Raw genomic sequence first — 11,854 nt, 5'->3', positions numbered from 1 at the left:
GCTAATTGCGTTAGACTCAAACATAGCACTAGACCTTGGGCTTGTGCTATGTAGATGTCCATAAGCTTTTGGGCGGTTAGACTTCTTGGAAAAGAATTTGCCATGAAGTGGGTTGACCCCACTTTTTTTATTGGATTGGTGCCATGACTCATCCCCTGATTCCACAACTAATCGATTTAGCCACGCCATTGGCTCAAGATTTAGGATTAGAGATTGTAGAGGCTCTCTTCCAGACCAACAGACGCCCACCCGTGCTGCGTGTCTATATCCGCAACCCCATTCGTGACACTAGCTTGGATGACTGTGAACGCATGAGTCGTGCTTTAGAAGCTCAGTTAGATGCTAAGGACATCATTTTAGACACGTACGTTTTGGAAATTTCCAGTCCTGGGATCACACAGGACTTAAGCACAGACCGAGAATTCATTTCTTTCAAAGGGTTTGGTGTGATTGTTCAGACATCTGAACCTTATCAGGGGCAGCAAGAGTGGCGTGGGCAGTTAATTCGCCGGGATGAGAGCGGAGTTTATCTCAATCTCAAGGGTCGCGCGTTTGGAATTCCCCGTCAGCTCGTGTCCAGAGTAAAACTCGATGATGGGGGTTAAATTTTGCTTGAAGGTTGGTAGGGGGGCAGTATTTGTAAAGAAAATGGCTCAACTATAGATCTACAAGTGCTTCTGCCCTACAAGCTTCAAGGTTGAGGATTGAAGTTTAACTTGATTTACTTTAAATCCCAAGACAATTGCCATGGATAGATTTAAGACGGAGATTTGCTGATGTCAATAGTTAGTTTGCCTGGACTTAAGGCAATGATAGAAGAAATTAGTCAAAGCCACAATATACCTAGGTCTGCAGTTCAACAGGCATTAAGAGAAGCACTGCTAAAAGGCTATGAGCGCTATCGCCGTTCTCAACGGCTAGACCAAAGATTTCATTTTGACGAAGAATATTTTGACAACTTTGAAGTCGATCTTGATATTGAAGAAGAAGGCTTCCGCGTTTTGTCTACCAAAACCATTGTCGAAGAGGTACAAAATAGTGACCATCAAATTTCTCTCAAAGAAGTCCAGGAAGTTGCCTCTGAAGCACAATTGGGAGATTCAGTGGTTTTGGATGTGACTCCAGACCAAGGAGAGTTTGGTCGCATGGCAGCGATTCAAACCAAGCAGGTGCTCTCTCAAAAACTCCGAGACCAACAGCGTAAGCTGATTAAGGAAGAGTTTCAAGACCTAGAAGGAACTGTTCTGCAATCTCGATCACTACGGTTTGAGCAGCAGTCTGTTATTATGGCACTCAGTAGTGGTTTTGGTCGGCCAGAGGTAGAAGCCGAACTGCCCAAACGGGAACAGCTCCCCAATGATAACTATCGCATTAACTCCACCTTTAAGGTTTATCTGAAAAAAGTCCGGGAAGGCCCTCACCGTGGTCCTCAGCTGGTGGTATCCAGAGCGGCGGCTGGTTTAGTGGTCTATCTGTTTGCCAACGAAGTCCCAGAAATAGAAGATGAGGTGGTAAGGATTGTCGCAGTGGCACGGGAAGCTAATCCTCCTTCCCGTCATGTCGGACCAAGGACTAAAATTGCTGTAGATACCCTAGAGCGAGATGTAGATCCAGTGGGAGCTTGCATCGGTGCTAGAGGTTCCCGCATTCAAGTGGTGGTGAATGAACTACGAGGTGAAAAAATCGACGTAATTCGTTGGTCTCCTGACCCATCTACCTATATTGCTAACGCTCTTAGCCCAGCCCAAGTGGATCAGGTGCTGCTAGTTAATCCAGAAGAACGTCAAGCCCATGTTTTAGTAGCAGAAGACCAGCTCAGTTTAGCTATAGGAAAAGAGGGACAAAATGTTCGCCTTGCCGCCCGCCTTACAGGCTGGAAGATTGACATTAAAGATGCTGCGGAATACAAAAAAGAGACTACAGACATCTCTAAACACGATACCCTAGAAGAAGAAGATGTCGATAGCAATGAGTTAAAGGAAGATTACGAAGAAGGAGTAGAAATGCCAGAAAATGTACTGGATCCTGAGCCAGTGCTTGATTTGAGTGCTCAAGAAGAAGAATAAGGAGTTTTAGGGGTTCACCCTGAGGTGAGGAAAGTTTGGCCAAGGTTGAGAATGGTAATGGTATACAATGATAGCCCTAAGCTTGTCGGTTTAGAATGGTAGTGGGGTGCGCGCTATCCGCTCTGGTCAAGAATTCTTTGACAGTTTTCTTCCAAACCAATGACTTATTCAATCCTTCCACTTCTGCGCTCTTTACTCTACCGCCTACCCCCTACCGCCTACTGCCGGTGGGTGTGGTGATTTTCTTCTTGTGTTAGTCATCCGAGTCTCAAGGGTGTGAGTATCTCTACTAGCGATGCAGCGAGGTAGCGCGGTCTTGGGGGTTCCCCCCATGAGCGACTACCGGTGCGGTCTTGGGGGTTCCCCCCATGAGCGACTGCATCAAGAATAGTTTTTCATCTTCTGCTCATACCACCGGGCACGCCCACACCCGTTTGACCGCCTTTTGGCAGCGATGCAGAGGTGCGACCCGTGGCGAATTAAATTCGCCTAGGTCAAACGCACCATTACGGTCTTGGGAAGGCAGCGCCTTCACGCGGGGGTTCCCCCCATGAGCGACTGCATCAAGATTTTTGGTTTCATTGGGTAACTCAATCAGGTAAACAGGGCGTTTGCCCAATCGCAAACGCCCTACAAGCCTCCATCTACCGTACCATTTAAAGAAGGAGGACAAGTGAAATTTTACAAACCGAAAACCCTTATGAAACCCAACTATCGACGTTGTCTTAGCTGCCGGAAAGTAGCACCAAAACAAGAGTTTTGGCGTATTGTCCGAGTCTATCCGTCACGAAAGGTACAATTAGATCAGGGTATGGGTCGTTCAGCTTACTTATGTCCTCAAGTGAGTTGCCTAGCGGCGGCTCAAAAGAAAAACCGACTGGGGCGATCACTGCGTGCATCGGTGCCAAAAAATCTGTACGAAACTTTATGGCAGCGTTTAGCTACCATGCCAAGCCAACCAAATTTAGGTAATTAAAGGGTGAATAAGCGCGGCAATTGCTTCCATGTATGTTCCTCCGGTGAACATACGTAATCGTTAGGATACAAAGGAAGTCACTAGTTCTATTGATGCTCTGGTTTGAAAAGGGAGGTGAATTTACTTCGATTATACGCAATCGCTACCTTTAAAGGCATACGCGGTGATTAGGCGGTTTAACCGAACCGTCAATGTAGAATGCTGCTTGGCTTTTTTCACAGGAAAGAAGCACGCGATAATAGATAAACTTATCAAACTACCGTTGAGGTGAACACACCAACGAAAAAGCATGGATGGTTGATTATCTGTTGAGCATCGCTTATCTTATCGTTTAAGCTTTCCAATAAAGCTTGATCAAGTAAAAAGTCATTCGAGTAGTTGAGTATGGTTTAACAACACGTAGGTACGACAGGGGAATAGTGCATGAACAGCGGCAAAGTCAGAATTTACGAATTATCACGGGAATTGAATTTGGACAACAAGGAAATTTTGAGCATCTGTGAAGGACTCAATATTGCAGTTAAAAGTCACAGTAGCACGATTACAGAATCGGATGCCCAACGGATTCGCACGACAGCCGAAAAATATTCTGACCAACTAGCAGCTGTAAGCAATACCGAAGGTGAGTCATCGGCAAATAAAGGTTCTAAGTTAAGCTCTGGTAAATTAATTAGACCTCCCAAAGGGGAGCGGAAGCAGCAAATTGTCGAGCTCCGTAAGCACAAACGCAGTTCTGGGAATACTTCTAGCCAGAGAACTAATCAAATGGCAATCCCACCCCAACCTCCCATCAAGCCGACTGCTATACCCCCCCGTCAGCCTAGCACTCTCAATCGACAGCAGGTCACTGAAGAGGACACCAAGATTAAGCAGGATACTAAACCCGAACTAGCGGCTAAACCAAAACCAGAGCCTAAACCTGAACTAGCGGCTAAACCAAAACCAGAACCTAAACCTGAACTAGCGGCTAAACCAAAACCAGAGCCTAAACCTGAACTAGCGGCTAAACCAAAACCAGAGCCTAAACCTGAACCAGCCGCTAAACTAAAACCAGAGCCTAAACCTGAACCAGCCGCTAAACCAAAACCAGAGCCTAAACCCGAACTAGCCGCTAAACCAGTCCAGAAGGTGTCACAGGATAGTACTGCCTCACCTAAGGTTACAGAAAAACCAAAATTAACTGGACCGCCTGTAAGAATATCACAACCAAAAACTCAGCCTGCTAAGGTTGAGCGACCGATCAAATCAAACCAAAAGGGTTCTTCGGGTTCAAAGTCAGTAAAGAGTCCAACTCCTAACAAATCCCCTGTTATCAATAAGCAGTCAACCCCTTCAGAAACATCACCACCAAAACGTTCTAGTTCACCAAGGCCGACCATTCCTGAACTCCAGCGACCTCCAAAAAGAACCAAGCCAGGTCTTGACAAGGACAATTCTCAAGTAGCAGCAATGGATGCTGACTCAACGGGTCTGACAGAATCTGATCAAGACACCAACACCTTAGTCAATGAATCTGAGGAAATGCTCAAGGAGGTCAAGCTCTGGCGACCATCTGTCCCCCGACCTGCTAAGAAGAAAGAGTGGCAGGCAGAAAATGGAGAAGAAGAAGACAAAGTCCAGAAGGGGAAATCCGCCAAACTCAAGCGGCGACCTAAAATGATTCTGGATGATGATGATGATCTCGAAACAGGATCAGATCAAAACGATAACAAAATCGATGGTTCATTTTCAGTTAGTCTTTCTCTGGCTCGTCCTCCGAAACCAAAGTCTCTGCAAAAACAGCAAACCCAACCAACTACTGCGAGTGTTAGCCACAGGAAGAAGCCTTCTAAAAGCAGTAGTAGCAGTAAGTCGGATCATCGCGATCGCCGTCGTACACAGAAAACTCAGCCCAAACGCCCAGAACAAATTGTTTTGAGAGACTCACTCACCATTAGAGACCTGGCTAATGAACTGGCTATTGCAGAAACTGACATTGTTAAAATGCTCTTCTTCAAAGGCATAGCTGTGAGTGTTACCCAGACTTTGGATGTTCCTACTGCCACAATGGTAGCTGAGGAAGTGGGAGTCAAGGTCGAGATGGAAGAAGAAGCCTCTGCTGCGACTAAGGTGGAAATGCTGGATGTCCAAGACCTGGAAAACCTCGAGCGGCGTCCACCTGTGGTGACAATTATGGGTCATGTTGACCATGGTAAAACGACTCTACTCGATGCCATTCGTGAAGCAAAAGTGGCTCAAGGAGAAGCCGGTGGAATTACCCAGCATATTGGCGCATACCACGTAGATGTTGAGCATGAGGATAAAATGCAGCAGGTTGTCTTCTTAGACACCCCCGGTCACGAAGCCTTCACAGCCATGCGGGCAAGGGGAACAAAAGTAACCGATATCGCTGTGCTAGTGGTAGCGGCTGATGATGGGGTACAACCTCAGACCCTTGAAGCCATTAGTCATGCTAGAGCTGCTGAAGTTCCACTCGTGGTTGCTATTAACAAAATTGATAAAGCTGGAGCTCAACCTGATCGGGTTAAGCAAGAATTATCAGAACGGGGGTTAGTCCCAGAAGAATGGGGTGGTGAAACGATTATGGTACCAGTGAGTGCTATCCAAAGGGAAAACTTGGATTCACTGCTGGAGATGATTATATTGGTCTCAGAGCTAGAAGAACTCTCTGCTAATCCGGATCGACCAGCAAAAGGTACAGTGATTGAAGCTCACCTAGATAAAGCCAGAGGTCCTGTTGCCACCTTCTTAGTGCAAAACGGTACTTTGCGGATCGGTGATAGCTTGGTTGTTGGTTCAGTTTTCGGTAAGGTCAGAGCCATGCTTGATGACCGAGGAGAGCGAGTGGAACAAGCTAGTCCCTCGTTTGCGGTGGAAGTCCTTGGCTTGAGTGATGTTCCAGCTGCTGGTGATGAGTTTGAAGTCTTTGAGAGTGAAAAACAAGCCCGGGCAGTTGCTGGTCAAAGAGCTCAACAGCAACGTCAATCTCGCCTGCAAACTCGCATGAAATCACGGCGAGTTACCCTCACTGAATTATCAGCCCAGGCTCAAGAAGGTGAACTCAAAGAACTCAACTTAATTTTGAAGGCAGACGTTCAAGGCTCGGTGGAAGCTATTCTGGGATCCCTCGAACAGCTGCCCCAAAATGAAGTGCAAATTCGAGTTCTACTGGCTGCCCCTGGGGAAGTCACCGAAACGGATGTGGACTTAGCGGCTGCTAGTGGTGCAGTTATTGTTGGCTTTAACACTACCTTAGCTCCTGGTGCTCGACCAGCAGCTGAACAGGAAGGGGTAGATGTGCGGGAATACAACATCATCTACAAACTCCTGGATGATGTTCAAGGTGCTATGGAAGGTCTGTTAGAGCCAGAAGAGGTAGAAGAACCATTGGGTGAAGTAGAAGTTCGAGCTGTCTTCCCAGTGGGTCGTGGTGCCGTTGCAGGTTGCTATGTACTCTCAGGCAAAGCCGTGCGCAATTGCCGTTTACGAGTGCGGCGTGGTGGCAAAGTTATCTACGAAGGAGTTTTGGATTCCCTCAAGCGTGTTAAGGATGATGTCAAGGAAGTCAATGCTGGCTACGAATGTGGTATGGGTGTTGATAAATTCAACGACTGGGCGGAAAAAGATCTCATTGAAACCTATCAGATGGTAACCAAGCGACGGACTCTCTCCCTGAAGTAGGGCGCTCGGGTTGTTCTTACCCAGGCATCCCTTGCCGGGTAGGTTGTTTTGTTTAAGGTTGAAGGTTAAAGGTTATTGATACGAGTTGCTCTGTGGAAAGCTTGCAATTGTCAAGGTTCCATCCAAAGCAACTTTTAACCTGTTAACCGATAACCTCCAACCCTAACCCTTCCAAATTGTAAGTATTAAGTGTTGCTAAAAGCACAATCTTAAAAAAGCAGATAGGATAGTTTACAGGTAAGCTTAATAGTTTACCACTTAAGCATTACCCAACTAGATTCATCTGTATTAAATTTTGGTAAGGTGCATATGGCAAGCTTCGTTAAATCCGAATCCGGACAATTAGATCACGACACTCAAGTTTGGGACAGTCTCAAACAAGCCATAGCCGCTAGTTCAGGATTTCAACGCTGGCAAATGGAACATCCCTTAGGTGAACAATTTCAGGATTACAGTCTTGATAGCCGAGTGCGTCGTTACTTACGAGAAACTCTAGAAATGCTTGCCTACTGAACTCCCAGATAGGACTCACCTCCTATCTGGGCTGATGTATTGTGATTTTAATTGATGAGTGCTTTGTGGCAGAAACGGGCAAAGCAATAGATAAGCTTGCTTAAAATTCTTCCTTTTATTCCTTCACTAAGGAAGAATTTCATAAAGTGCAAATAAGTAGTGCTATTTCACTGGTGGTATTTTAAAGATTTAGGTAGGTAGAAGTCAACCATTACTGCATTACTACCGTTGACTGTTTCCTGTCAATGGTCAACGGTCAACGGTCAAAGAGCTGCTGGACGAAAGACAAATCAGGAAGGATAATTAGCATTGCTGCTGATTTAGGAGTTGACATGGCCTTTGAATATCCTGATGATCTGAAATACCTTGATAGCCACGAATATGTGCGGCTTGATGGCGAAATTGCCACTATTGGTATTACCGCCTTTGCCATTGACCAACTGGGTGACTTAGTTCTTCTGGAACTCCCAGACATTGAGGACACCATAGAGAAGGGTAACAAAGAAAATGATCAAAGCTTTGGAACCATTGAATCGGTCAAGGCAGTTTCGGATCTATATTCACCGGTATCAGGTACGGTGGTAGAACGAAATGAGGAGATGATTGAGGCTCCTGAGAAGATTGCAGAAGACCCCTATGGTGAAGGCTGGTTAATTAAAGTGCGGCTGAATGACCCTGATAACCCACTGGAGGGTGTCCTTTCTGCTGAGGAGTACAGTGCCAAAGTCGAGGCAGAGTAAACTATAAATTGCTTATAAAAGCAAGTAACTTAAGATACAGCTATTACGAAGGTTTTGTAAAAAGCTGATACATAGGGTTGTCATAACTGAACCCGGCTGTGTAAAGTTGTGTATCTAGAATCAATCTAGCAACACGCCTAGGTTGTAGTATGCTAGGTTGTCATACTGTATATTTAGAACTAAATTGCTTTAGGTCTAAATCGCTTTAGTTATACATCCGGGCTTTGTGTATCTATAGATTTACCAACTTAGGGGGTCACAGCCCTCAAAAGTGACCCCCACCTTCGCTGCTTAATTCACAAATGGGTTTACTATGCAGAATTTGGATATCCAGGATCAAAAAAATAGAGCAAATACTCAGTCGTTGCTTAAATCTGACCCTACTGTTTCCGCATCAAAAACATTACCATCTACCGATGCTTTTGTCAATCGACACATAGGTCTAAATCCAGATGCAATCGAGCAAATGCTCAACGTCCTGGGTATATCCACTATAGATAGCCTGATTGAGCAAACTGTACCCGCCGCTATTTGGCTTAATCAACCCCTGCAGTTACCAGCGGCAAAAAGCGAGTATGCTGCCCTGGCTCAGCTAAAAGAAATTGCATCTAAGAATCAAGTATTCCGGTCTTTGATTGGCATGGGATATTACGACTGCATTACCCCACCTGTAATTCAACGGAATATCCTAGAAAATCCTGGTTGGTACACTGCTTACACCCCTTACCAAGCAGAGATTGCTCAGGGACGACTCGAAGCACTACTCAACTTCCAGACTATGATTATAGACTTGACTGGTCTGGAAATTGCTAATGCTTCCTTGCTGGATGAAGGAACAGCAGCAGCAGAAGCTATGAGCATGAGCTATGGTCTGTGTAAAACGAAAGCCAAACACTTCTTTGTTTCTGAAACCTGTCATCCCCAAACTATTGCAGTGGTACAAACCAGGGCTAGACCTTTGGGCATTGAGGTGATTGTTGGTGACCACCGCACTTTTGAATTTGACCAAGACATTTTTGGAGCTCTGCTTCAGTACCCAGCAACGGATGGCACCATATACGATTATCGGGAATTTATCGATAAGGCTCATGGTGCTAAAGCTTTAGTAACTGTGGCAGCTGATATTCTAAGCCTTGCCCTGCTTACACCCCCAGGAGAATTTGGGGCTGATATTGCTATAGGTTGCACCCAGCGCTTCGGTGTTCCCCTAGGATATGGGGGACCTCATGCAGCTTATTTTGCTACTCGGGCAGCTTATAAACGGCAAGTACCAGGACGTATCGTTGGCGTATCAAAAGATGCTAATGGTAAAGCAGCACTGCGCTTGGCACTGCAAACCCGTGAACAACATATCCGTCGTGACAAAGCCACAAGCAATATTTGTACTGCCCAAGTGCTTTTGGCCGTAATAGCTTCAATGTATGCAGTTTATCATGGGCGAGAGGGCATCAAACGTATTGCCGAGAGAATTCATCAATTAACGGTTATCCTAGCGGAGGGACTGAAACGCTTAGGTTACACTATTAGCTCAGAACCGTTTTTTGATACCTTGCGCGTAGAATTAAGCGATCGCTCTGTGTCAGGAATTATCGAAGCAGCTGAAGCACGTCAAATTAATCTACGTATTATTGATTCAACTACTATCGGGATTTCCCTGGATGAGACAACGACGGCTAGGGATTTAGTAGACTTGTGGGAAATTTTTGCAAGTTTAGGGGAACCAAGCAGTGCATCCCTACTCTTTACTGTGGAAGAGTTGGCGGCTGAGGTAACACGTAAGGTGGCAGATGATTTTAATGAACCGTTTGCTCGCCATAGTACCTACTTAACCAACCCAGTATTCAACCGCTATCACTCAGAAACGGAGTTACTGCGCTATTTGCACCGCCTGGAAAGTAAGGATTTGGCTCTAAACACGTCGATGATTCCTCTGGGTTCGTGTACCATGAAGCTGAATGCTACTGCTGAGATGGTGCCAGTGACATGGCCGGAATTTGGCAAGATTCATCCCTTTGCTCCGGTGTCCCAAACTCAGGGATATCAACTTCTATTCCAGCAGCTGGAAGAATGGTTAGCAGAAATTACTGGCTTTGCTGGCATTTCTCTTCAACCTAATGCTGGTTCCCAAGGGGAATATGCAGGATTACTGACTATTTGTAAGTACCATGAAAACCGGGGAGAAAGCGATCGCAATATCTGTTTAATTCCTACTTCTGCCCATGGCACCAATCCCGCCAGTGCAGTGATGGCTGGTTTAAAAGTGGTGGCTGTTGCTTGTGATGAAATGGGCAACATTGATTTAGACGATTTGAGGAAGAAGGCCGAGCACCATAGTCAAAACCTAGCTGCTCTGATGGTGACTTATCCCTCTACCCATGGTGTGTTTGAACAAGAGATTAAAGATATCTGTGCCATTGTCCACAACCATGGGGGGCAGGTTTATATGGATGGGGCGAATATGAATGCCCAAGTGGGGCTGTGCCGTCCAGGGGACTTTGGGGCAGATGTGTGTCACCTGAACCTGCACAAAACCTTCTGTATTCCCCACGGTGGGGGTGGACCTGGCATGGGACCAATTGGGGTGATGCCTCACTTAGTACCATTCCTGCCCAAAACCTTACAGCCTCAACCTTCCACTTTATCTATTGGTGCAATTTCTGCCGCACCCTGGGGAAGTGCCAGCATTCTCCCGATTTCCTGGATGTATATTGCCATGATGGGGAGTGCGGGGTTAACTGAGGCGACTAAAGTGGCTATTCTTAATGCTAATTACATGGCTAAGCGGTTAGACCCTTACTATCCTGTTCTGTACAAGGGGAACAATGGATTAGTGGCTCATGAGTGTATTGTGGATTTGCGATCGCTTAAAAAGTCTGCGGGCATCGAAGTGGATGATATTGCCAAACGCCTGATGGATTATGGTTTCCATGCTCCAACGGTATCCTGGCCTGTAGCGGGGACAATGATGGTGGAACCTACTGAAAGTGAGTCGAAGGAGGAACTCGACCGTTTCTGTGATGCGATGATTGCCATCCGCCAGGAAATTAAAGCGATTGAATCGGGTCAGGTAGACCAAAAGGACAATCAGCTGAAGAATGCTCCCCATACAGCAGAAGCCTTGATGGTCAGTGAATGGACTCATCCCTATACCCGCGAGGAAGCTGCATACCCTGCATCTTGGTTAAGGGAACAGAAGTTTTGGCCTGTGGCAGGGCGCATAGATAATGCCTTTGGGGATAGAAATTTGGTTTGTTCTTGTGAGGGAATGGAGGCCTACATCTAACTCCAAAGTCAAGCAGGGAGTGTGGGGAGTTCCTGACTCCCTACTCCCTACTCCCTACTCCCTACTCCCTACTCCCTACTCCCTACTGAGTATTAACGAGGTGAACCAAACACCTGCACCCAGTAGTGGCGATAGGGACTAGAAGGATCGCTGACATAACCAAAGCCAATTTCTTGATACTGAGGCTTCAGTATATTACGGCGATGACCAGTGCTTCCCATCCATTGCCTAATGGTTTGAGCAGGAGTCGGGTTACCTGCGGCAATGTTTTCACCAACATAGGAATATAGATATCCTGCTGCTTTAGCGCGATCGCTTATTTTAGAACCATCCGAACCAGTATGGCTGAAAAAACCATTGCGCACCATATCTTCAGCGTGTAGCTGTGCGGCTTGAGTTAGCTCAGCAGAAAGCTGTAATGGTGGTAAGCCAGCTTTTCGCCGTTCAGCATTGGTTAGTCCAAGCAACTCAGTATTGAATTTAGCTAAGGATGAGCTACTGGTTAGCACAGTTATCTGCTCCTGAGAACCTCTGTGGAGAGTGTGATTAGAGTAATGGTTAGCCAAAACTGAGCTAGACTGAAGCACTATTTCAG

The 11,854-nt window shown here is 46.1% G+C and carries 10 protein-coding genes; 8 read left to right on the top strand and 2 right to left on the bottom strand.

The features are described 5' to 3' along the window. Positions 1-143 precede the first annotated feature (143 nt). Together rimP and nusA are read left to right on the top strand one after the other, a co-directional pair. On the top strand, positions 144-605 hold the full coding sequence (gene rimP, locus F6K52_RS09535) for a ribosome maturation factor RimP (protein ID WP_293076752.1): 462 nt from the start codon (positions 144-146) through the stop codon (positions 603-605). 171 nt (positions 606-776) lie between these two features. After that, the gene (gene nusA, locus F6K52_RS09530) at positions 777-2,066 is read left to right on the top strand and encodes a transcription termination factor NusA (RefSeq protein WP_293076750.1); all 1,290 of its coding nucleotides are present in this window, start codon (positions 777-779) and stop codon (positions 2,064-2,066) included. Between the two features lie 406 nt (positions 2,067-2,472). Here the strand turns inward: nusA and F6K52_RS09525 are convergent, their stop codons facing one another. Next, positions 2,473-2,685: a hypothetical protein gene (locus tag F6K52_RS09525; RefSeq protein ID WP_293076748.1), complete on the bottom strand. Its 213-nt coding sequence runs from the start codon at positions 2,683-2,685 to the stop codon at positions 2,473-2,475. Between the two features lie 81 nt (positions 2,686-2,766). Here F6K52_RS09525 and F6K52_RS09520 point away from each other — a divergent pair, with 81 nt between their 5' ends. From F6K52_RS09520 to F6K52_RS09495, 6 genes are all read left to right on the top strand, one after another. Further along, on the top strand, positions 2,767-3,042 hold the full coding sequence (locus F6K52_RS09520) for a YlxR family protein (protein WP_293076746.1): 276 nt from the start codon (positions 2,767-2,769) through the stop codon (positions 3,040-3,042). Between the two features lie 423 nt (positions 3,043-3,465). After that, the gene (gene infB / locus F6K52_RS09515) at positions 3,466-6,723 is read left to right on the top strand and encodes a translation initiation factor IF-2 (protein ID WP_293076744.1); all 3,258 of its coding nucleotides are present in this window, start codon (positions 3,466-3,468) and stop codon (positions 6,721-6,723) included. A 309-nt stretch (positions 6,724-7,032) separates the two neighbouring features. Continuing rightward, entirely contained in the window at positions 7,033-7,236 is a 204-nt protein-coding gene (locus tag F6K52_RS09510) for a hypothetical protein (RefSeq protein ID WP_071107112.1), read from the top strand. 332 nt (positions 7,237-7,568) lie between these two features. Then, positions 7,569-7,976 carry a glycine cleavage system protein GcvH gene (gcvH, locus tag F6K52_RS09505; RefSeq protein ID WP_293076775.1) on the top strand — a complete coding sequence of 136 codons (408 nt, stop codon included), beginning with the start codon at positions 7,569-7,571 and terminating at the stop codon, positions 7,974-7,976. Positions 7,977-8,289: 313 nt separating this feature from the next. Further along, the gene (gene gcvP, locus F6K52_RS09500; RefSeq protein ID WP_293076740.1) at positions 8,290-11,259 is read left to right on the top strand and encodes an aminomethyl-transferring glycine dehydrogenase; all 2,970 of its coding nucleotides are present in this window, start codon (positions 8,290-8,292) and stop codon (positions 11,257-11,259) included. Further along, positions 11,234-11,401, top strand: a complete 168-nt coding sequence (locus F6K52_RS09495) for a hypothetical protein (RefSeq protein WP_293076738.1) — start codon at positions 11,234-11,236, stop codon at positions 11,399-11,401. Before gcvP ends, F6K52_RS09495 begins: the two co-directional genes overlap by 26 nt. On the opposite strand, the gene F6K52_RS09490 is transcribed toward F6K52_RS09495, so the two are convergent. After that, positions 11,352-11,854: CAP domain-containing protein (locus F6K52_RS09490; RefSeq protein ID WP_293076736.1), on the bottom strand; the 503-nt coding region annotated here is incomplete at its 5' end. The two genes, F6K52_RS09495 and F6K52_RS09490, sit on opposite strands and share 50 nt — an antisense overlap.

This window comes from Moorena sp. SIO3H5 (assembly GCF_010692395.1).
GTDB lineage: Bacteria > Cyanobacteriota > Cyanobacteriia > Cyanobacteriales > Coleofasciculaceae > Moorena.
Note: the sequence above shows the minus strand (reverse complement) of the source record. Positions and strands in the feature narration are given on the sequence as shown.

What these genes read in the sequence shown, in the direction of transcription:
- nusA (WP_293076750.1), top strand. Translation starts at nt 777, where the DNA reads ATGTCAATAGTTAGTTTGCCTGGACTTAAGGCAATGATAGAAGAAATT.
- infB (WP_293076744.1), top strand. Translation starts at nt 3,466, where the DNA reads ATGAACAGCGGCAAAGTCAGAATTTACGAATTATCACGGGAATTGAAT.
- rimP (WP_293076752.1), top strand. Translation starts at nt 144, where the DNA reads ATGACTCATCCCCTGATTCCACAACTAATCGATTTAGCCACGCCATTG.
- F6K52_RS09510 (WP_071107112.1), top strand. Translation starts at nt 7,033, where the DNA reads ATGGCAAGCTTCGTTAAATCCGAATCCGGACAATTAGATCACGACACT.
- F6K52_RS09520 (WP_293076746.1), top strand. Translation starts at nt 2,767, where the DNA reads ATGAAACCCAACTATCGACGTTGTCTTAGCTGCCGGAAAGTAGCACCA.
- gcvP (WP_293076740.1), top strand. Translation starts at nt 8,290, where the DNA reads ATGCAGAATTTGGATATCCAGGATCAAAAAAATAGAGCAAATACTCAG.
- gcvH (WP_293076775.1), top strand. Translation starts at nt 7,569, where the DNA reads ATGGCCTTTGAATATCCTGATGATCTGAAATACCTTGATAGCCACGAA.